This window comes from Acetobacterium tundrae (genome assembly GCF_008086615.1).
In the GTDB taxonomy this organism is placed as follows: Bacteria; Bacillota; Clostridia; order Eubacteriales; family Eubacteriaceae; genus Acetobacterium; species Acetobacterium tundrae.
The window spans coordinates 1-21,663 of the sequence record NZ_RXYB01000021.1 but is presented as its reverse complement, the minus strand read 5'-3'; the positions used below and the strand labels follow the sequence as shown (position 1 = coordinate 21,663).

General features: G+C 41.7%; 23 protein-coding genes and 2 rRNA genes. 8 read left to right on the top strand and 17 right to left on the bottom strand.

The window, feature by feature from the left end:
- Position 1: 1 nt before the first annotated feature.
- Together FZC40_RS14035 and FZC40_RS14030 are read left to right on the top strand one after the other, a co-directional pair.
- The gene (locus tag FZC40_RS14035; protein ID WP_148605444.1) at positions 2–799 is read left to right on the top strand and encodes an ABC transporter permease subunit; all 798 of its coding nucleotides are present in this window, start codon (positions 2–4) and stop codon (positions 797–799) included.
- Between the two features lie 19 nt (positions 800–818).
- Positions 819–1,619: an ABC transporter permease subunit gene (locus FZC40_RS14030; protein WP_148605441.1), complete on the top strand. Its 801-nt coding sequence runs from the start codon at positions 819–821 to the stop codon at positions 1,617–1,619.
- A gap of 65 nt (positions 1,620–1,684) precedes the next feature.
- On the opposite strand, the gene deoC is transcribed toward FZC40_RS14030, so the two are convergent.
- Genes deoC through FZC40_RS14015 form a run of 3 tightly spaced genes read right to left on the bottom strand, consistent with a single transcriptional unit; the run spans position 1,685 to position 4,941 of the window.
- The gene (gene deoC / locus FZC40_RS14025) at positions 1,685–2,350 is read right to left on the bottom strand and encodes a deoxyribose-phosphate aldolase (protein WP_148605439.1); all 666 of its coding nucleotides are present in this window, start codon (positions 2,348–2,350) and stop codon (positions 1,685–1,687) included.
- Between the two features lie 34 nt (positions 2,351–2,384).
- A complete protein-coding gene (locus FZC40_RS14020; protein ID WP_148605436.1) occupies positions 2,385–3,890 on the bottom strand; it encodes an FGGY-family carbohydrate kinase in 1,506 nt (501 codons plus the stop codon).
- The gene (locus tag FZC40_RS14015) at positions 3,880–4,941 is read right to left on the bottom strand and encodes a galactitol-1-phosphate 5-dehydrogenase (RefSeq protein WP_148605434.1); all 1,062 of its coding nucleotides are present in this window, start codon (positions 4,939–4,941) and stop codon (positions 3,880–3,882) included. Before FZC40_RS14015 ends, FZC40_RS14020 begins: the two co-directional genes overlap by 11 nt.
- A 313-nt stretch (positions 4,942–5,254) precedes the next feature.
- Between FZC40_RS14015 and FZC40_RS14010 the strand changes: the two genes are divergently transcribed.
- From FZC40_RS14010 to FZC40_RS13990, 5 genes are all read left to right on the top strand, one after another.
- Positions 5,255–6,100, top strand: a complete 846-nt coding sequence (locus FZC40_RS14010; RefSeq protein ID WP_148605432.1) for a MurR/RpiR family transcriptional regulator — start codon at positions 5,255–5,257, stop codon at positions 6,098–6,100.
- Positions 6,101–6,131: 31 nt separating this feature from the next.
- Positions 6,132–7,175 (top strand): glycerol-3-phosphate dehydrogenase, encoded by a 1,044-nt coding sequence (locus FZC40_RS14005; protein ID WP_148605429.1) that lies wholly within the window; start codon positions 6,132–6,134, stop codon positions 7,173–7,175.
- Between the two features lie 208 nt (positions 7,176–7,383).
- Positions 7,384–8,016 (top strand): TVP38/TMEM64 family protein, encoded by a 633-nt coding sequence (locus FZC40_RS14000; protein WP_148605427.1) that lies wholly within the window; start codon positions 7,384–7,386, stop codon positions 8,014–8,016.
- The gene (locus tag FZC40_RS13995) at positions 8,017–8,508 is read left to right on the top strand and encodes a hypothetical protein (protein ID WP_148605425.1); all 492 of its coding nucleotides are present in this window, start codon (positions 8,017–8,019) and stop codon (positions 8,506–8,508) included. It abuts the gene before it with no gap.
- A 75-nt stretch (positions 8,509–8,583) separates the two neighbouring features.
- Positions 8,584–9,120: a PH domain-containing protein gene (locus FZC40_RS13990; protein WP_148605422.1), complete on the top strand. Its 537-nt coding sequence runs from the start codon at positions 8,584–8,586 to the stop codon at positions 9,118–9,120.
- Between the two features lie 82 nt (positions 9,121–9,202).
- Here the strand turns inward: FZC40_RS13990 and FZC40_RS13985 are convergent, their stop codons facing one another.
- The 12 genes from FZC40_RS13985 to FZC40_RS13930 all read right to left on the bottom strand — a co-directional run bounded on the left by FZC40_RS13985 (position 9,203) and on the right by FZC40_RS13930 (position 19,731).
- Positions 9,203–10,372 carry a nitrogenase component 1 gene (locus tag FZC40_RS13985; protein WP_186843706.1) on the bottom strand — a complete coding sequence of 390 codons (1,170 nt, stop codon included), beginning with the start codon at positions 10,370–10,372 and terminating at the stop codon, positions 9,203–9,205.
- The gene (locus FZC40_RS17490) at positions 10,356–11,564 is read right to left on the bottom strand and encodes a nitrogenase component 1 (protein WP_243135829.1); all 1,209 of its coding nucleotides are present in this window, start codon (positions 11,562–11,564) and stop codon (positions 10,356–10,358) included. Before FZC40_RS17490 ends, FZC40_RS13985 begins: the two co-directional genes overlap by 17 nt.
- A gap of 52 nt (positions 11,565–11,616) precedes the next feature.
- Positions 11,617–12,366: a nucleotide-binding protein gene (locus tag FZC40_RS13975; protein ID WP_148605415.1), complete on the bottom strand. Its 750-nt coding sequence runs from the start codon at positions 12,364–12,366 to the stop codon at positions 11,617–11,619.
- A 47-nt stretch (positions 12,367–12,413) separates the two neighbouring features.
- Positions 12,414–13,178 carry a Rossmann-like domain-containing protein gene (locus tag FZC40_RS13970; protein ID WP_148605413.1) on the bottom strand — a complete coding sequence of 255 codons (765 nt, stop codon included), beginning with the start codon at positions 13,176–13,178 and terminating at the stop codon, positions 12,414–12,416.
- A gap of 1 nt (position 13,179) precedes the next feature.
- Complete coding sequence (locus tag FZC40_RS13965; protein ID WP_279233348.1) at positions 13,180–14,232, bottom strand: ABC transporter substrate-binding protein; 1,053 nt, start codon at positions 14,230–14,232, stop codon at positions 13,180–13,182.
- 90 nt (positions 14,233–14,322) lie between these two features.
- A complete protein-coding gene (locus FZC40_RS13960; RefSeq protein WP_148605409.1) occupies positions 14,323–15,132 on the bottom strand; it encodes an ABC transporter ATP-binding protein in 810 nt (269 codons plus the stop codon).
- Positions 15,132–16,211, bottom strand: coding sequence for a FecCD family ABC transporter permease (locus tag FZC40_RS13955; protein WP_205737062.1), 1,080 nt, complete (start codon positions 16,209–16,211; stop codon positions 15,132–15,134). Before FZC40_RS13955 ends, FZC40_RS13960 begins: the two co-directional genes overlap by 1 nt.
- Before the next feature lie 29 nt (positions 16,212–16,240).
- Positions 16,241–17,446 (bottom strand): molybdopterin molybdotransferase MoeA, encoded by a 1,206-nt coding sequence (locus tag FZC40_RS13950; protein WP_148605407.1) that lies wholly within the window; start codon positions 17,444–17,446, stop codon positions 16,241–16,243.
- 288 nt (positions 17,447–17,734) lie between these two features.
- A complete protein-coding gene (locus tag FZC40_RS13945; RefSeq protein ID WP_148605405.1) occupies positions 17,735–17,938 on the bottom strand; it encodes a YwbE family protein in 204 nt (67 codons plus the stop codon).
- Positions 17,935–18,189, bottom strand: coding sequence for a TIGR03905 family TSCPD domain-containing protein (locus FZC40_RS13940; protein WP_148605403.1), 255 nt, complete (start codon positions 18,187–18,189; stop codon positions 17,935–17,937). The genes FZC40_RS13945 and FZC40_RS13940 overlap by 4 nt, the downstream gene beginning before the upstream one ends.
- A gap of 18 nt (positions 18,190–18,207) precedes the next feature.
- Entirely contained in the window at positions 18,208–18,678 is a 471-nt protein-coding gene (locus FZC40_RS13935; protein WP_148566781.1) for a methylglyoxal synthase, read from the bottom strand.
- Positions 18,679–18,723: 45 nt separating this feature from the next.
- Positions 18,724–19,731 carry a PLP-dependent cysteine synthase family protein gene (locus tag FZC40_RS13930; protein ID WP_148605401.1) on the bottom strand — a complete coding sequence of 336 codons (1,008 nt, stop codon included), beginning with the start codon at positions 19,729–19,731 and terminating at the stop codon, positions 18,724–18,726.
- 518 nt (positions 19,732–20,249) lie between these two features.
- Between FZC40_RS13930 and FZC40_RS13925 the strand changes: the two genes are divergently transcribed.
- A complete protein-coding gene (locus tag FZC40_RS13925) occupies positions 20,250–20,744 on the top strand; it encodes a QueT transporter family protein (RefSeq protein WP_148605398.1) in 495 nt (164 codons plus the stop codon).
- 350 nt (positions 20,745–21,094) lie between these two features.
- On the opposite strand, the gene rrf is transcribed toward FZC40_RS13925, so the two are convergent.
- Together rrf and FZC40_RS13915 are read right to left on the bottom strand one after the other, a co-directional pair.
- Positions 21,095–21,211 (bottom strand): 5S ribosomal RNA (rrf, locus tag FZC40_RS13920).
- Positions 21,212–21,433: 222 nt separating this feature from the next.
- Positions 21,434–21,663, bottom strand: a 23S ribosomal RNA gene (locus tag FZC40_RS13915); the annotation flags it as partial.

The following is a 21,663-nucleotide window of genomic DNA, read 5'->3' as shown; positions in this document are numbered from 1 at the left end:
TATGAATATTCTAAAGCAGGAACTGCGAATGGGCAAAAAAGCTCTGATCATCTGGTGTCTGTCGCTGGCGGGTATTTTAGTGCTGTTTATGTTGATCTATCCATCGATTTCAAGTCAGCTGGAGGATTTTCAAAAGGTCTTTAAAAGTTTTCCCATTGAGTTTCAAAGAGCTTTAGGGATAGCTGATCTGCAACTTAACACGATTCTGAGCTATTATCAATTTCCTTTTACCTATATATTATTGGCCGGCGCTGTTCAGGCCATGAACATGGGGGTTGCTGTCATTTCTTCCGAGGTAAGAGAAAAAACCGGTGATTTTCTGTTTGTTAAACCCGTGACCCGCAACCGGATTATTTCAATGAAAATACTGGCCGTTCTCGTTCAGATTCTGATTACCAATGCCTTTGTTTTTGTGGCTGCGCTCATCACGGTTACCATTCTCAGTGCCGAACCCTACAATGTTAAGCTTTTTGTACTGATCACCAGCAGCCTGCTATTTATTCAGATCTTTTTTGCCAGCCTGGGGCTTTTTGTTTCCGCCTTTCTAAGACGGATTCGAACCGTTCTTCCCATCAGCATGGGCGTGGTATTTATTTTTTATATTATCTTTTTACTCAATGAAACATTAAAAGATGAAAAACTCGGCCTCATCTCACCGTTTGGTTATTTTGATCTATCTGAGCTTTCAAAAACCATGAATTATGACTCGCTGTATTTATTACTGTGGTTTGTTTTAGTTGGCCTGTTTATCTTTTTAACTTTCAGGCTTTTTGCACGAAAAGATCTGCCGTCCATATAGGCTATTAAGGAGGCCCCTAATGAATATATTCAAAAAAGAAATGAAAGCAAATATCACATCTCTGATTATCTGGTGCTGTGCCCAGGTTTTTATTATCTATGCCGGCATGATGAAATACCAGGGATTTATCGATTCTCATGTGGATATGAGCAAACTGATGGCCGGATTTCCAAAGGAAATAATGGTTATTTTTGGTGTCGGTTCTTCCATTGATCTTACCAACGTCGCCGGCTTTTATTCCGTCTTCTTTTTGTATTTCATGCTCCTGGCCGCGGTCCATGCCATAATGTTCGGAGCGGTTGCCGTTTCCCGGGAAGAACGGGATCACTGTGCTGATTTTCTCTATGCCAAACCAATCAGACGATTTCAGGTTATCATGCCCAAGCTCATCGCCGGTGTCATTAGTATTCTGATTTTTAATATGGTCACTTTCGGAGCGTCAGTATTCTTTATTTCGCTGCATAATAATGGTGATGGTATGTTTAACCAGGTATCGTTAACCATGCTGGCGTTGTTTATCCTGCAACTTTTTTTTCTGGCTCTGGGAGCGATGTTTGGCGCTGTATTCAAAAACACCAAGCTTGCGACCTCTGTATCCGGAGCTTTTATCCTGGGTTTCTTTCTTATCTCAGTGGCTGTTGATTTATATGATAAGCTGACATTTCTGAAGATTTTCACCCCCTTCAAATATTTTGAAGGTTCCACCCTGATGCTTGATAATCAGCTTTCGTTCACTTCTGCTGTAATCCTGCTGATTGTCTCAGTGATCTTTTTTGCACTGACGTTTTTTGCTTTTAATCGGCGGGATTTGAAAACATAATATCGTTTCATGCTTAAACTCAAAAAAGTATCCCGACACAATGCCGGAATACTTTTATTTATTTTTCAGTAGCTGCTGACTTCTTCACCTTTCAGCATTTTAACAGCTGAGCTGGTTCCGATTCGGGAACAGCCTTCATTGATAAAAGCAATGAGGTCATCCACGGTTTTTACACCGCCGGCAGCTTTCATTTTAACATCGGGACCAATATTGGCTTTAAACAACCGGATATCTTCAACGGTTGCTCCGGCTGTACCAAAACCGGTAGAGGTTTTGATGTAATCTGCTCCGGCGTTGGTCACCAGCTGGCAAACTATCACCTTTTCCGCTTCCGTCAAGAAGCAGGTTTCAACAATAACCTTGAGGATTTTATCGCCGATAGCTTTCTTGATTTCTGCAATTTCATTCTGAACCAGGTCGTAGTCTTTATTCTTAAGTGCTGTAATATTAATGACCATGTCAATTTCTGAGGCCCCGTTTTTAACTGCATCGACGGCTTCAAAAACCTTGGTTGCGGTGGTATTGTAGCCTAAAGGAAAACCGATAACGGTACAGATATTCAGTTTATCCCCATAGGTTTCTTTGATTTTTCTAACATAAGATGGAGGAATGCATACAGATGCGGTTTCATAGTCAATGGCATCATCGCAGATCACCTTAATATCTTCCCAGGTTGCAAATTGTTTTAACAATGTGTGATCAATGTGACTTAAAATTTCCTTGTTTGTCATTTTCTTCTCCTAATTTTCGTGAATTTATAATGTGTTATTTGGCCATGGTGTCTTTCAAATTTTCATAGATTTCGGTGTAGGTATTAAATACGCCCTGATAGGTTGCGTAAAGGTCTTTGTTTGGCTGAACCGAATAGGCTTCTTTAACCATACCCTTGGTTGCATCGTCAAAATTATTATAGGCTCCTGAGCCTACTGCAGCTACAATGGCACAGCCGAGTACACTGGCGCTGGCATCTTCTGTAACCACAATGGGTTTGCCGGTAACATCGGCAATAATCTGCATCCAGGTGGCATCTTTGGTAACCCCGCCGCAGCCAACAATAATGTTGATCGGACAGCCCTGTGCTTCAAAGTTGTCAATAATGTTTTTTGTTCCCAATGCTACCGATTCCATCAAGGCACGGTAAATATGAGCTTTTGTATGGCTCAGGGTTAAACCGTAAATCACCCCTTTAGCATTGGCATCCTTATATGGAGTTCTGTTTCCCTGGAAAAAATCAAGGGCAACCAGACCTTCTGAACCGGCGGGAATTTTTGCAATCCGTTCATTCATATAAGCATAGGGGTTTTCATGACTCGACATATCAAATTCACGCATAAACCATTTGATAATGGAACCGGCTGAGATCTGTCCGCCTTCCAATAGCCATTGGTCTGGAACGATGGCGTTGTTGTATGGACCCCAAATCCCATTCAGATTCAGTTTCTTTTCGGAGAAGGCCAGCTGTACAAAGCTGGTACCCATAATCATGGCGAGTTTACCTTCTCTGGCAACGCCCAGCCCAAGCATCCCAATGTGGGCATCAATTCCGCCCTGAACAACCTTCATTTCGGGGTTGATATCGTACTGATCAGCAAATTCACGATTGATGATTCCAACAAAATCCCCAACATGTTTCACATCCAAAACCAGTTTTTCTGCATAGTCTTCCAAACCAACCTGCTTGAAGAATTCGCCGTTCCAGCCACCTTCACACTCAATGTAATTCCATTTACAGGTCGAGTTACAGATGGAGGTCGCGTAAATCCCGCATAACTGGTAGTTCATCCAGTCCAATTGTTCAATGATTTTATAGCTTCTATTATAAATGTCTTTTTGATTGTTTTTGATCCACAGTACTTTGGGGATCATCCATTCCACTGAGTCTTCTCCACCACTGTATTCCAGAACAGGGTGTTTGGTGTCATTGATAACTTTCATTTCTTTTTTAGCCCGGGTATCCATCCACATAATGGCATTGGCTAAAGGGAAACCATTTTCATCAACCGGAATAACCGTTGATGAAGTCGAACACACGCTGATTGCCTGAATACTGTGTCGTATTTCTTTTGATAAAGAAGACATCACATTTTTTACGGCTTCGTTAAAGCAGCGCCACCAGTCTGCCGGCTTCTGTTCTGCCCAGCCAGCTTGTGGATAAAAGGTTTCATAAACCTGTTCATCACCGGAAATAACAGTCCCTTTAATATTCGTAACAACAACTCTGACACTTTGTGTTCCCGTGTCAACACCCATAAAATACTTTTCAGTGTTCATTAATTTTCCCCCATGGATAAAACATTATTTTATTGTAGAAATAACCGCCTTTGGCTATTTCGGCAAAAACATTGGGCACTTCATCAAGTGGTAAACGATGGCTAATAATGTCTTTGGCTGTCATGCCTTTTTCGGCAAACATTTTTAAGGATTCTGTCCAGTCTTCGCCAGGATATGGTTTTGTAAAAGAATTCCAGGAACCAATCAGACTCAGTTGACTTCTCATCAGAGTATCGAGTTCTTTTTCACTGAGATCCAAACCTTTGTGGGAGATACCGAGATAAACCACCCGACCCATTTTACTGGCCATTAAAATACATTGTTTTTGTGCGGTAGGCGCCCCGGAATAATCGATGACGATGTTAGCGCCTTTTCCATTGGTAGCTTTCTTAACTGCTTCTACTGCATCTTCTTTTAACGAGTTGATGATGACGTCTGCTCCGACTTTTTTTGCAATCTCCAGTTTTTCATCCCATACATCCACAGCGATGACCTGGGATGCTCCGGCCAGTTTTGCGTATTGGGCTGCAAATAAACCAATGGGTCCGGTTCCAACCACACAAACAGAATCTCCCGGCTGGAAATTGGCTCGAGCTAAACTGTGATAAGCGTTTGCACAGGGGTCAATGGTTGCGGCATCTTCGTAGGAAACGTTGTCCGGCACTTTTAGAAGGTTGCCTTCTTTAACAGCTACATATTCGGCCAGAGCACCGTTTCGGCGAGAACCGTAATAGTCGTAATGTTCACAGAGTGAGTAAATGCCCTTTTGACACCACTCGCATTCAAAACAGGGAATGAGTGGCGGAATAACCACCCGGTCGCCGACCTTGAAATTTTTTATGTCCGCACCCAGTTCGGTGATTTCTCCAGAAAATTCGTGACCGATGATAATCGGAGAAACATGGGCCCCATAGGTCAAGGCCCGGGGGATATCAGAACCACAGAGACCAACTGCCCAAACTTTCACCATTACCTCATCCGGTTGAACAATTGGCAGTTCAACTTCTTCTACGCGCAAATCGCCTGGTTTATACATACATACAGCTTTCATTATTTCCTCCTTAAAGAAATGTTTAATGTGAATTTAAAAATAGCTTTAAATCAGTCTTTTTGATCTATGTAACCCTTTTCTTTTTACCTAAAAATATATAAGCATCATTATTGCCTACTTCTCAAAATGCCAGACCGTTTAAAATACACTATGTGTTGATAGATACCGTTGATTTTAAACTCATTCTACCATCATAAATTAACGCTGTCAATACTCTTTGCGTCAATTATTAACTTTTTTAGGTTTCCCGCAATTGTCAAACATCCTTTTTTAACGTATAATGATCTTAGAAAATAGATCGGAGGCACGCTCATTGACTTCATTACTAACTGAAATACGCACAAAATACAACTTGTTCTCAATCACCCAAAAAGTAATTGCCAATTACATATTAGACCACCCGGATACGGTATCCCTGCTTTCCATCACCGAGCTGGCTAAAAAATGCAATACCAGCGAAACCACTGTCATGCGACTCTTGAAAAAAATGGATTACAGCTCCTACCAGATTTTTCGCATCAATCTGGCCAAAGAGTTTTCGGATACCCCCTCAGAAAGCATCATTGAGGAAATTCTAGGGGATGACGACATCAATACCATTAAGAAAAAAGTCATTGGTCATACCATCACCGCCATTAATGATCTGGAACATGCTCTTAAGGATGAGGTCATTGAAAAAGCCTTGGACATCCTGCTTGCTGCCAAACGCATTCTGTTTTTTGGAGTAGGTGCTTCTGCCTCCATTTCCATGGATGCCATGCATAAGTTCAGTAAAATCGGACTAAATGTCTGCAGTTATCCCGATCCTCATTTTATGAACATCATTGCATCCCATGCCACTTCGGATGATGTATTGTTTGCGGTTTCTCATACTGGTGAAAGTTTAGAGGTTTTGAATACGGTGTCTATCGCCAAAAAGAATAACACCAAAATCATCGCCCTATCCAGTTTTGAAAATTCATCTCTAGCTCAAAAGGCCGATGTCTTTTTATCCAGCTCCACCAATGATAAAAAGTACCATTCTGAAGCCATGGCCTCCCGAATTGTCCAACTGACCATCATCGATATCCTCTATCTGAGTGCATTCATGAAAAACGAATCTGTTTTCTACGATGCCCTCTCCGCTTCCCGAAATGCCGTTGGCCTGAACAAAACCTGAGATTCAAATAAATAAAAAAAGGAGCTTTATTATGAGTATCATTACCTTTGTGGGAGCTGGACAAATGGCTTCCGCCTTATCTTTTCCGGCTACCGAAAATGGCCACGAAGTGCGTCTGGTTGGTACCCATCTGGACCGAGAAATTATTGAGACCGCCGAAGCAAGCGGATTTCACCCGACTTTAAAACGGCAATTACCCAATGAAGGGATTAAATACTATCAAATTGAAGATGTTGAACTGGCTTTAGATGGGACGAATGCCGTTCTTTGCGGTGTCAGCAGCTTTGGTGTGGACTGGTTCTGTGAAAAGATTCTGCCCCTGATTCCTGATTCCGTTCCCCTGCTTTTAGTCACTAAAGGAATGATTGCTCTGGCGGACGGTTTTATGATAACCTACCCCGATTACTTTATCAGTAAACTGCCGGATGGAAAGAAACTTTCCATTAACGCCATTGGAGGGCCCTGTACTAGCTATGAACTGGCAGATAAGGATCACTCCGCTGTTGCATTTTGCGGAACCGACATAGAAATTCTGAGACGATTCAAAAAACTTTTTGAAACTTCCTATTACCATATCAGTCTCTCCACAGATGTGGTCGGTGTTGAATGTGCCGTTGCTCTGAAGAATGCTTATGCCCTTGGGGTTTCTCTGGCTGTCGGCCTGGCTATTGGTACAGATGGATCTGGGAAAGAACATTACAATTCCCAGGCCGCCCTCTTTGGTCAAAGCGTCAAAGAAATGAAACACCTGCTGGAAATCATAAATGGCGGCGCAGAAAATATTATCTACGGCGCCGGAGACTTATATGTCACCATTTTTGGCGGACGCACCCGAAAAATCGGCACCCTTTTGGGACGGGGCTTTTCTTTCGAAAAGGCCATGGGAGAACTGGAAGGGATCACCTTGGAGTCCATCGTTATTGCCACCCGTACCGCCTGTTGTGTGCGACGGCTTGCCAAAAGAGGTATGCTTCAGTTAAGCGATTTCCCGCTACTCATGCATGTTGATAACATTATTAACAACGGGGCTGCCGTCGATATTCCCTGGACGTCTTTCGAAACCGAAAAATACTAGCTAAACAAATGATCCATTGCTTTGATTTCAGTTTTTACCCATAACTTTGTCACGTATCAACTGGCAGCGAAGCACACCGCAATTTGCCATTGTCTAACTTAGCATCTAAAATCTGAAATAAAAATTTTACTTTCGGCAGATCTGCAAAACATGGTGAAGATCTGCCGCTTTTATGCTAAAATGATCAAAGAGATATAAGAGGTAATTGATGGAAATTTTTTCAACGCTGGATTCACTCCAGAACTTTTTATTACAATTTGGAATTTGGACCCCATTGGCCTTTTTTATATTGCAGCTTCTTCAAATCATCATTGCTCCAATTCCAGGGGGAACTGTTGGTTTAATCGGTGGCGCACTTTTTGGCACAGTCGGCGGTTTTTTATTAAGCGCATCGGGCACCTTGATCGGTTCTGCGATTGTTTTTCTTTTAGCTAAACGATTTGGCCGCCCTTTTGTTTTAAAATTTGCAAGTTCGAAAGTGGTCGAAAAATATGACAATATCGAGGACTCAAAGCTAAACATTGTTCTTTTTCTTATTTTTCTGTTTCCGCTTTTTCCTGACGATATGCTCTGTTTCATAGCCGGTCTTTCGACGATGCCTTTCAAAACATTTTTGGTCATCGCCACGCTGGCACGATGTCCCAGTGTTTTTATCAATAACATGGTTGGGGCCGGTATCATGGATGATACCCCCACCCAATTTATTATCGCCGTGTCCATTTATGCTGTTTTTGCTTTAATTCTTTTTCTTAATCGCAAACGATTGGACACCTATATTCACCAAAGTAAAAAAAGAAAAGATGCGAATTCAAATCAAGAACCACATGACAAGGAGCTTTAGATGGCAGAAAAAACAAAAAAAGAACTTTATCGTTTATATATGAGTGAATTGGTAACCGCGATGATCTGCGGGATATTAATGTATTTACTCACCGATTCTACCGATCAGCCGCTGGATTTGCGCCTGCTTTTACCTGGTGCTATCCTTATTTTCATTATCCTGCAAAGCGCCGGTTATTGGTATTACCGCCATTATCAAGTGGATAATCCCGGCTCAGCTGATGAGTGGATCATGCCGCTTTTTTCAGTATTGAAGAAATTTGACCAGTTTTTATTTTTTCTCTACCCTTTGTTTTGTCTTTATCTGATCATCACAGAGCCGGAAAATCTTTTGGTAACAATGAATATTTTCGGTTTAATTCTTTATATTTTTTCCATTATTGAGTATATCAATTATTATTATTTTAGTGTGCAATTGGCAAATCTAAAAGACAAATCACCATCAGAATTAAGCATCGAACTTTCTCGTTATGAAAAAAAGAATCATAAATAGGTCATCAGTAAATTTATTAATTATTATAGAAGGGTATGGCTTTTCAAATTAGAATATTGCCATAATTAACTAACCATGAATTATTCAGTTTCTCTTTTAAGTACCATCAATCCACTTTTTTTTGCTGCTTTAGCTATAGTCGGTCTCCTTCTGGGAAAGGCCATTTATACGTATAAAACTTATCGTGATTTACGGGGAAAAGCCATTAGAGAAATAGTCTTGGGCAGCCTGGTTCTTATTTTTATTATTGCCGCCTTTATTGTACTTCCTCTATTAGCCGGGATAACCATCAATGAAAACAATCTGTCCCTTCGTCTTCCGTCTGGATTGACTTATGAAACCATACCTAAAGAGGATATTCTTTCCGCTAAGGTAATTAACTTGGATGAGCATCCCGAATATGCCATTAAATCCAAGGTTGTCGGGGCCGGAATCCGTCATTATCATGAAGGGGTTTTCAATTTGGAAAATGGCATCGAAGCGACCGTATTTTACGATGGCAATACCGTTTTACTGGTACAAACCACCAACCGTACCCTGCTGTTAGGACCTGACCATTTTGATGATTTTGTGAAGAATTTTGGTGATAAGCTCATCTCTGTTGAACCCTAACTTTCAGTCAAAAAAAGACGTGCTTTCTTTTTAAAAGCACGTCTTTTTTTATGTTAGCTCGTTTGATGGTCAGGCATCTGATTTATTTTTTTGACGCCTTAAAAGCTGCACTAATAAAATTTTCCATCTCATCGCCCACAAACGTTGGATACTGATGCCAATATAACTTGCTTGATACCGCAACATGTGGTAAAGAAAAAAGCCTTGCCTGTGACTTATCCACCAAAGCTTTTAGTAGCGGATCGCCGATGACAACCGTATATTTGTTTTCTTTTAATTTTCTGGCGATCTGGAGCTCACTTTTTAAATCGATATCAAAGTCAGTCGCCAGTCTTTTGTCTTTTCCAAATAAGCAACCAACCGTAACACCCTTTACTCCATAATGGCTAGCCAACACTTCACGGATTGAATTCGCAATCAGTTGTTCTCCGATAATCAGTATTTCGCCATCGTATAAATCATCAGAACGGATTACCCGGCTTTTTCCCTCTCTGAATGCTTTTTCAATGATACTGAATATCATCTTATTATCATTTAAACCCATCGGTGTAAAAGCAACGTATGGAATTCCCCATGTTCTTTCCATGTATTCTGCTAAATCCATACCGGATTGAGAGACAACAACATTTACCGCTGCCCGGGGAGAATTTATAATCTCCGCTATGGAACAACCCATCATAAAACTGCAGCTCACTTTCCAGCCTGCTGATTTCAGCACTTCTCTGATATCCTCGGCATTATTGCTATCAGAGAAATCAAGCGCATTCAGGCCCAGAATATTGACGCTTTTATTGACTTTAGAACCTTCCTGGGCATAACGTTTTGTCAACTTTATCATGGTCTCGGAAATGCCGCGATTATAATATCTTAGTCCCGTTGAAGAAAAACCAAAAACCGGAATCTCAAGTTTATTTTCCAATTCCTGAGCAATTCCCGCCATATCGGCACCGACAATCGTTGGAACGGGGCTACCAAGTATGGCAATAAACTCTGGATTCAGCTCATGATATGCTTTGATGATTTTACGAATGAGTTTATCATCATCGCCCATGATCGCATCTATCTCCCGAAGTCCAGAAGAAAAGATCGGTTTTTTATTTCCGTACCAACGTGGTTCATCCATATTGACATAATTCATACTGCAACAATGGGCGTCATGAATGACAACCATCCCATCCAAATCAAATAAACTGGAGCAAATTCCAGAATAATCACTTGAAAAGGGCGGTAAATATCTACTTAATTGGCTCATATTTCCACGCCTCACTTCGCTCTCTAATTTTTTCATAATCGACAACCGTGTTGTATGCATGAATCATAAGCTCCATTAACAACTCCACCCCATAGTATCCAAATGCGAAGCAGGAAGGCAGCCGTTCCACAATATGTTTTGCACCTAAAGTATAGCCGCAGCTGAAACCGATACAGAGACAATCTCCTAAATTATTTTTCATATTCATGATGTTGAAATTCCGGCCATCGGCAATTTTGATATCCGGTCGATTTTCTTTCAGCCATTCTAAATCTTCAACATCACTGAAAATGATCGTCCCATCAAATACTAACTTTACATTAAAACCATATTTGTCCAGTGCTCTTGCCAGCGGTATCGACCGACTCACCGCGCCATTGTCAATAACGATCGGGATATTTTTTAAATATTTTACCGTTTCACTGATTTTTTTCACTGTGCTTTTACGATAATCGCTTAATTTCGGCATCTTTTCAGCGATGGCCTTAAATATTTTTTTATAGTTTTCCTCAATAATATCGAGATCATAGGAGTCATATGTCAGTCGAAGTGGTATATCCAAGGCTCTTTCCATCTGTTCGGCGGCATACTTTGCAACCGGATCAACCACGATATTTAGACTGCTTTTTCCCATCTCATTGTACTCATCGAATGTTTTGCAAGCATTCATCTCTTTGAGTTCCCAGCCTACGGAATTCATGATATTTCTAAATTCGCTTTTATTGGACAATAGAAACTTGTTTCCGATCAAATTAATGCATTTCTCTCGAAGCTCGCTTTTATCCAATACACTATAAAGCTGTTCCAGCATCTTCATTCCCGGCTTAATCGATCTGTCCATAATCAGGGGATCAATGTGACAGGTTATAAATCTTATATCCGGAAATCTTTCTTTCAGCAGTATCAATAACGCCTCATGATCAGTTCCCAAAAGATCATCGATACAGGTTACAAAAATGATAATGACACGCGGTTTTTTCTCCAGCAACTCCAGCAACTCTTCAACTGCATCTGGTATGATATCTTCATAGGAGCCGGAAACAATATCGTCTTCGGTAATATACAAATTTGTGATCCTATCCTCATTGTGGTATTGGTAAGCACCAATGGATAAACGTCTTGCGCAGGCAGAGGGGCCGACGTGCAATTCGTGACTTTCCGGAATCAGCGTTTTGGCATTTTCCTCCCTCATTGATGACTTAGGATTGTAATATTGCAGAGATTCTTCAAAATATTTTTCCACATCAAAGCCTATTGATAACTTTCTCAGCAAGTTCCCGATAGCAATTTGCCATATCCGCTTCAGGGAAAGACTCAATAACTGTCCGATTCTGTTCTTCCGCCTGTTGCACAATCCCATCCCGTGGCAGGATACTGACAATACTGCCATTGGTTTCCTCCGCCAGTTTAAAAACCAGTCCCACTTCGTTTTCAACATTACGGGAATTTAAAATCAGGCCTCCATATTTTGCATAGCCTCGTTTCCCAAAATTATTGATTGCCGATACGATATTGGACGCCGCGTACATCGCCATCATTTCACCAGAGGTTACGATAAATACTTTATCCGCGTATCCCCCTCGAATAGGCATCGCAAAGCCACCGCAAACAACATCTCCCAACACATCGTAGAACACTACATCCGGTTTGAATTTCTCATATGCTCCGAGGTCCTCCAGTTTTTCAAAAGCCGTGATAATGCCTCTACCGGCACACCCTATCCCCGGCGTCGGACCACCCGCTTCTACACAAAAAACCCCATTGGAAGCCTCAAATACGATATCTTCAAGCTCAATATTTTCGCCTTTTTCTTTCATTTGAGCCAAAACTGTTGGGATTTTTATCCCATGCATCAATGTTTTTGTTGAATCAGATTTCGGATCACAGCCAATCTGCATGACCTTATATCCCTTTTCGCTTAGGGCTGCTGAAATATTGGAAGTGGTTGTCGACTTTCCTATTCCACCTTTTCCATAAATAGCAATTTTTTTCATCTCATCCTCCCAATTCAGTTACACCCGCCAAAAACGTCCTTGTATTCTTAGCTCGTCCCACCATCAGAGAGCCACAATCGGCTTTCCATATAGGGTCGCAGACGGGTTGCGATTCCCCCTTCTCCCGCAATGCGGATTACATCCGCCGTTGAACTGACCAGGCTTCCAATCAGTGCATCGGCACCGAATTCAAACAGAACATTCGTCAAGGGGGTACTTGGTCCCCAAATCACGGTAAATGGTTTTTGGCAAAGCTCCAACAAACGCGGCATTGTTTTATTTTCCAATGCCGTTGCCGTTATAAAAACGAAGTCCTGATCGGGCAGTAGATATTCACAAGCGGGGTCTGGATAATCACCAGTCTGACAGATGCGTTCCAACACTGAAAGCTCACAGATTGGCCGCAATGGTTCCACTCCTGGAAAATGACCGATCACTGCCACCTTTTTTCCCACCATGCGGGTCTCAAACTCGCTAAACATTGATTCATTTTCTTTTGATCTGCAGCACTTGCTCTGCACCCGTTCCGGTTGATTATACCAGGCGTTGATGGCGGCCAGCCCTATTGCGGCCTCTCCAAAATCCCAGGATTTCACCAGTTCGGCAAGCTCTCTGAGCGGTGTACCCGCAATCGTCCCTGCCAATCGATTAGCATGTGGAGCATCGGGTGGTGTCATTGCCATTCCCGTGCCGACTGAGGTGCACACGACGGTCCAGATCGGTCCGATCATGCACGACTCAATCACGGCATTGTCAGGCAGCGATTCCAATAGAGAATCATATAATCTCCATCGATTAGTTTCCATTTTCATTCTACTTTCCGTCTGGAGTCTTAAAATTCAAAATAAGATTAGCCTGTTCGTCCGTCAGTTTGTAGTTGTAGAAATCATTGTAATAGGACTTGACTTCTTCAGTCATATTCAGATCTTTAAATAAGTCTGGATGAAGAGTCTTTGCGATCTGCTCCATCAGCAAGAAGCAGTCGGTCGAATAATCCGCCGGGCCGACACCTTTGAGATTCACGTACACTTTTCCGTTTTTCACAGCCTGGATCGAACTCCAAGCAGGGTCCTGAGTGATCAACTCGACATTGTTAACACGCCCCATGAAAATATACTCGGGATTCCACTGAACGACCTGCTCCATAGTGGTAGTATAAAGCAGCTCATCATCAACTTTACTGACAAGGCTGCCACCGGCCATATCAACTAGATAATTAGTGTAGGATTGACCGCCATGGATGCTCAGTGCTTCAGGGCCACGTACATAATAGACACTGGGGATCTCGTTCGCAGTCAGATTGGCCGTTTTGCTGGTAATGGAAGTCGTGGTTTTTTCCGCATATTCGCACCATTTTTGGGCTTTTTCAACAGCATCCCCACCAAAAACATCTCCCACCAGGGTTACTTCCTTTTCTTTCAATTTAAGAAAATCCGCGTCTGTATTGACGCCAGTCTTATCCAGCTGCGTCACAACAACGGCTATACCAGCATCTTCCAGTTCTTTAATAACATCGGGATAAGAGTCCCAGTACAGAACAACCTGTGTACCCTTGCTGACTAGCTCTTCGACATTGGGGGCCATGGCATTCTCTGAAACAGGAATACTGGCAAACTCCGGACAGACGACATTCGCCCAACCTGTTGAACCGCTTTTGCTACCTGTCATGACAACCTGGTCAGCTACGCCAAGCATGATTGCCGTCTCGTAGCTGGGACCGCATAGAGTAGCAACCTTGGTTACGTCGTTTGGAATGGTGACCTCACGACCGGCCAGGTCAACAACGGTATGGGTACCGGTTTTGGTCGAATTAGAAGTCTCTGCACTACTACTGCTACTGCAACCAGTGGCCAGTGTTGCGATCATCACAACTACCAACATCATACCAACAATTTTTCTTTTCATTTTTTTCTCCATTTAATATTATCTCTCTTTCATTATTTATATGGAACGGAATTACTTCCGATTCTCATCATTCAATTTTCCTGCTACACAGGCAATACGTTTAAGCTCATCAATATAGACCAAGTGCAGGTCCGTATGGTAGAGCTCCTTCAGGGACTCCTCCGAGATTACTTCTTTTACCGGACCGACCGTCATATGCCCAAGGTTATCCATAATTCCAACTTTTTCATCAATCATGATCGCGTGATCCGGTATATGGGATGTCAACACCACTGTCAATCCTCGATTCCTGGCAAGTTTGGAAATAATCTGGATAATTTTCAACTGGTTGCCGTAATCCAGATGATTAGTCGGCTCATCCAACAAAATGATATCCGTCTCCTGGACCAGAATACGAGCTATCTGCGCCTGCTGGCGCTCACCTCCGCTGATGTTGGCGTAAATTTTATCAGCCAAACCACTGATCCACATATCTTTCATAACCTCATCCACTTTGTCATACTCAGCCGGACCAGGGACGTTGAGAATCCCCATGTGAGGTGCGCGGCCCATGACAATATAATCCCTGACTGTGTAGGAAAACGTCGGAGTAGAAATTTGCGGGACGTAACCCATTAGCTTCGCTACATCGTTAATTGCATATTTTGCAATGTTCTTCCCTTTTAGCAGAATCTCTCCCGTTGTGGGTGTCAGCATATTGCTTATGCAATCAAGCAGCGTAGATTTACCGGCGCCGTTGGCACCTAAAATAACAAGAACTTCGCCCTTATGCAGTTCAAAATCAATATTGGTAAATATTTTTTTCACCCCATCATAGGAATAGGCAAGGTTTTTCACTTCAAGCATTACCTCATCACACATCAGCTGATTCTCACTTTCTGACGAGCCAGCAACCAGACAAATAATGGTGCCCCCAGTAATCCGGTGATGATACTCAAAGGAATTTCACTGCCAGTCAGATTTCTCGCAATCGTATCTACCACAATCATAAATACCGCCCCGATGATGGTGGAAATCGGCAGCAAATAGCGGTTATCATGTCCAATAATCAGTCTGCCAAAATGAGGAATGATCAAGCCAACCCACCCAATGGTCCCGCACAGACAGACCGCACACGCCGTGAGGATAGTAGCACAAAAGATTGCCAGGCCACGTGTTTTTCGAATATTAACGCCCAGCGATCTTGCCTCTTTATCACCCAAAGACAACAGATTGATCCTCCAGCGCATCAGTAGCAGAACAACCATGACGCTCAGTATTGCCGGCATCACCAAAAGTACCTGATTCATATTCGTCGTGGCGAAGGAGCCCATCGTCCAGTAGACAATCGCAGCTAACTGATTATCCGGATCAGCAACGTACTTGGTAATTCCGAGCAACGAACTCATAAAACCAGATACAATCACCCCGCCCAGTACCAGCATCAATGAAGAATTGTTCTTGAAGAACTTAGGAATACTGGTTGAAATCAAGACTGCCAAAAGACCGGTCAAAAGTGCACAGCCCTGAATCACCAATGACGGAAAACCCAGCAGGATTGCGATGGCAGCACCGACACAGGCGCCATTGGAAACGCCAAGCAGATCAGGTGAAACTAGTGGATTTTTAAACAATCCCTGATAGGTCGCCCCGGACAATGCCAGTGCGCCCCCTACCAACGAAGCCCCCACCAAGCGTGGCAAGCGAATATTGATGATTACATTTTGCATCTGCTCTGTCCAGGTGACTTCCATGCCTGTCGGAACTACTTGTGAAATCAATATTTTAACGACTTGAATGAGCGGTACATTAAAACGTCCGATGGACAGCGAGATTAAAAAAGCAGCAATGAATAAAAAGATTGAAAAATAAATTATTTTATGGGCATGCCAAACCGCGGATATTTGCGGTTTGGGCTTATCTATAGGGATCGACTTGCTACTTGATTCTAGATTTATCACTCGGTACTCCTTTCTTTCATTTTACATCATTATGCCTCCGTAATATATTCCCTGGGATACCGCATTTCTACCGAAATCGACGTTCCTGCTTTAATACCGGATCCCTTCTCTAAATAAAACTGTCCATTTTGCAAGTGATAAACTTCTGCTCTTGTTTTTCCCTGCATCTCAACCGGTTTTGCATAATATTGGCCATCTTTAATAAACACTCTCATAAAACTCACAAAATCAATCTTGCGTCCATTTATATCTTCCGCAAGCATCGCAATGATTCGATATGGCAAGTGTATCGGCTGCATTTGCATTAATCTTAATGTGTTTTTAACATACAGTGCTGCCGTCAAATCCGCACCGGTAGGCGGTCCCGGCAAACCGATAATGGGTGTATTTCCCGAACACGCCAAACTGCAATGCTTTCCTGGTCCATGCCCTAACTCATACACAATCACATTACCCACACTTTCCAGTATGTCTATTGTGAAATCCTTGCTTCCTTTTGAAGAACCTGCGCAAATCAAAACTAAATCCGCAATTTCGATGGCCGATAGAATCGCTTCCTTCAGTTTTTCAAACACATCCGGAATAATCGGATAAAGAATCGCTTCACCACCGCATTCGTCTATGTATGCTTTCAGCATAAGACTGTTAGACTCTGCATTTTTACCCAATGGGATCTCAAATCCACTAGGAACAAGTTCGTCTCCGGTTGGAATAAATGCCACCTTAGGTTTTGATAGAACCTTGATATTTGCAACCCCACCGGTGAGAAGGATCCCGATTAAAGATGGGCTGATTCGCTCGCCGGTGTACGCCAACAGTTCCCCCTCTTTTACCTGACCGCCTTCAACACCAACACCTTCACCACACTTTTCGGGAACCGATAAAAGTCTTACCTTTCCTGATTTATCAAATTTAACATTTTCTATCGTGATAACCGTGTCATAGCCCTCACTTAGAGCAACCCCGGTATTGCTAAAACAATATTCTTTTCCTTCTGACCATTCTGAAGTATCAGGCGTTCCTTTTGCAAAATCAGAAAAATGAACGGCTATCCCATCACGTGCACTGACCGGTTTATTGGGAAGGGTATTTTTCGCATAAACATCCTCAGCACAAATTCTTCCCAGTGATGTTGCTACCGATATTGTTTCATCTTCTAACATGGGTTTAATATTATTTTCAAGGATGCTAAACATTTCATTTCTACTCGGTTCAAAACCTGGTTTTTTATACATTTTAACTTCTCCTCCGTTATTAGCTTATATTTGTAAACATACTTCCTTTATTAACTTTATTTTTTTATGGCATGATGGCATCTTTTAATAATCCGCAATTTTACGTCATTCTATTTTAGTCTTTTTTATTATGTTTTATTATGTTTTGCTCTTTTTAGTTGTATGTAATCTTATATTACAACCTCTTTTATGTCAATCGATCTTATTGAGTTTTATTGCACAAAAAAAAAACAAAGCCACCGATTATTTTCTAACTGGTGGCTTTGTTTTTTATAAAACACTTTATTATTATCTGTTTTCTTCGTATATTTTTGCAATACGTCCAACCTGACCATCGGCAAGCATCACTTTAATCCCGTGGGGATGATTAGGACTTTTAGTTAACAATCGACCTACTCGTCCTTGAGTTAATTTTCCAGTTCTCTGATCTGCCTTTAAAACAATATCAACCAATGCGCCAACTTTTACATCACTTCTTTTTTGTCCATTCATGATGATACCCTCTGGGCTTCTTCTAATCCGATTGCTAATTGATCCATACAAGAGCTCGTCTTATTTCCACAGGTATGACCTTTAAACAAGCTGCTGATTTCATCAACGGTTTTTCCTTTAATCATGATGGATAAAGCTTTTAAATTACCGCTGCAGCCACCCACAAAAGATAAATCTATAATTTTATCACCGTCTAATTCAAAATCAATTTCCTGGGGGCAAACGCCTTGGGGTATATATCGATATGTCATTTTTTCCTCTTTCTATTATTAAAACTTTTCAACTCTTTTTGTTATTTGTTTACTGTAATCCTCTATCGGGTGCACATATTCTTCACTCATAAATCGGGAATGTATTATGAAATCCGCCGTTGCCAGATTATTGGCTACTGGGATATCATAAACAGTGGCAATCCGAAGTAATGCCTTTATATCTGGATCATGAGGTTGAGCCTCTAAAGGATCCCAGATAAAAATAAGCATATTGATTTTACCGTCCACAATCTGTGCACCAATCTGTTGATCACCGCCTAAAGGTCCGCTTTTAAAAATTTTCACCGGCAATCCTGTTTTTTCCTGGATCAGCCGACCAGTTGTTCCCGTTCCACATAAGAAATGGGTTTGTAATATTTCTTTGTTTCTGACAACCCAATCCAATAGTTCCGCTTTTTTTCCATCATGTGCAATCAAAGCTATCTTTTTAGTTTTTTCGATTACAACATCAACATATTTATTTTCCATAACTCATCCTAACCTTTCAATTATTTCATTTGTACATTCGAACTTTTATCGGCAGGCGTCAAAATCTATAAGCTCGACATTTTTCGATAAATAACGGCCTTTCATTGGTTCTTCATTAACATAGTCGGTACTTAGATATTTCTTGTTGTCATCTGGGAATACGGTAGCCACTACTGCTTGCGAATCGTCCAGCAAGTTCTGCGCCATGATGGCACCTAAGAAATTAGCGCCTGAAGAAATTCCAACGCCTAAGCCCAGCTCTCGGGAAAGCCTCTGAGCCATGATGATGGCATCGCCATCATCCACTGCAATAATCTCATCCAATTTATCCAGTTTAATAAGATCAGGCACAAATTCATCTGAAATACCCTGGATTCGATGTTTTCCCACACGATATCCCGTTGATAAGGTTGGTGAAGTAACCGGCTCCAAAGGATGGCCTTTGATTTCCGGATTCTTTTCTTTGAAATATTTGGCTAATCCCATGATAGTACCACCGGTTCCAACTCCTGCTACTAGGGCTTGAGGTTTCACGTGAAACTTGTCTAATTGAGCCTCTAATTCCGGCGCTGTTGTCTCATACTGTGCCTGGCTGTTTTCCTGATTCGAAAATTGACAAGGTAAAAATGCATTACCTTCTGCCGCCAAAGCCTCTGATTGTGCAATACTTCCTAAAAATCCACCTTCTTCTTTTGATACCAAACGAACTTCACCGCCAAAACCTTTAATTAAATTTTTTCGCTCATCACTCATCCAATCCGGCATGTAAATGACGACCGGATGTCCTAAATAAGCACCAATGGCCGCAAATGAAATGCCTGTATTTCCGCTTGTTGCTTCAACAATGGTTTCCCCTTCAAATATTTCACCTTTTTCATAGGCTTTTTTCAAGATATGCAAAGCCACTCGATCTTTCAAACTTCCGGTAAGATTATAATGTTCAGCCTTTGCATAAATACAACGCGGTTTTCCTTGATACAAGAAATTGATTTTTAATAATGGCGTATTTCCAATAAGCTCATCTAATGTTGAAAATTTTTCTTCGTTATTCATTTGCCCTATCCTTATTCATATTTAGTTGTGAGTTCCAGCGGCCAAGTTCGAATAAAATTGGCATTAAGCTTGCCCTTAGAGTATTCGACCTTTGGTGGCACCTCATTGTAGGATTCCTAATGAACAATACCGCATTCCTCCAATTCATTTAAGGAGCTTGTCAGCATCATGCTGAATTACTAATATAATCATACTAAATTAAACCAAATAAATCAATGTTTATCAGAATGTAAAGATGATTGTTTGAAATTATTGCTATCGAAGATGCTGTGGCCGATTTCTCTTTCACAAGAGCGCCATCAGGTTATTCTATAAGCTCTTATTTCGGGGCGCTCAGATTACTGCAGCCTATTATAAACTTTTCTTTATATTTTTAATACTTTCCCTTTTTTCTTGCATTTTTCTCATAAATCCGATATAGTTATAATAATTGAACTGATATTTTTTTCGGATTCAGTAAATTTCTTCGTGTGTTCGTGACCTTCCACACGTAAAACAAAACTAAAGGAGTTTTTTTTATGCAAAAAATCAGTGTTCTCTTTGTTACCCAGGCGGCGGTCATTGCCGCAATGTATGTCGTTCTAACCTTTGTGTCCAGCTCACTGGGTTTGTCCAGTGGTGAAATTCAGATTCGACTCTCCGAGATACTTTGTATCTTGCCGGCTTTTACACCGGCAGCCATTCCAGGCCTTTTCCTCGGCTGTTTACTGAGCAATCTCTTAACCGGATGTACCGTAATTGATATTCTCTTTGGAAGTCTGGCAACCCTCATTGCCGCGGTCCTCAGTTATCAGCTGAGAAACCATAAGTACCCGCTTCTGGTTACACTTCCTCCAGTTGTTACAAATATGATCGTAGTACCTTTTATTTTAAAGTTCAGCTATGGTATCCCTTTACCTATACCGGTTATGATGGCAACAGTTGGTATCGGTGAAGTGATCTCTTGTGTTGTTTTGGGTTCAGTTTTGTATTTTGCACTGGACAAGCGTCGGTTTCTTTTTCATCAAAGCTAAAAATGAACATAGAATGCCGCTGTTAATTGAAATCCCCAAAGCAGTCCAATCGTCTCATCAATTGGACTGCTTTCATCGCGTCAGTCGTCAGATAGCTCGTGGAAATACTGCCGCTTAAATGAAGACATACACTTCGTCTCCGCTGCGCTGCGCCTCAGTCGCGTCAGTAGCCAGAATAATTTTAACATCACTATTGTTCAATGAATCCGTGCAACTCCGTCTCCGCTCACGCTGCGCCTCCGTTAGGGGCTTCGCCCCATAAAAAAATAGATATATGAACATTGATTTTCAAGTGAACTTGAATCAATATTCATATATCTATTTTTTTGCACGGCTTCATTATTATAAAAGTCCCGCAACGTCCTATCCTCCCAGGCAGTTACCCACCAAGTACTTTCGGCGCTGGAAGACTTTACTTCTGTGTTCGGTATGGGAACAGGTGTAGCCCTTCCGCCATCGTCGCGAGACTAGCTAATACTATTTAATTATGATTGCATTTATCAATTGTCTTTATGATCTCTTTTTTATTGGATGGTATTTTTCAGGCTTTCTTCTCTTATCTCTAAATGGATAAGAAACCCTGAAAAATGCCGAATGTTTGTCACCTTTCACGCGCTAACGCTCCAAGCTCAATACGATTTTTTATCAAAAATCGGACAAATCATTCAAAACAGCACAGTGTATATATTTGGATCAAGACCTCGGTCGATTAGTACTGGTCAGCTCCATATGTTGCCATACTTCCACATCCAGCCTATCTACCTGGTCGTCTACCAGGGACCTTAACCTTTCGGTGAGATATCTTATCTTGAAGGGGGCTTCGTGCTTAGATGCCTTCAGCACTTATCCTTTCCAAACTTAGCTACCCAGCTATGCTCCTGGCGGAACAACTGGTGCACCAGTGGTTTGTCCATTCCGG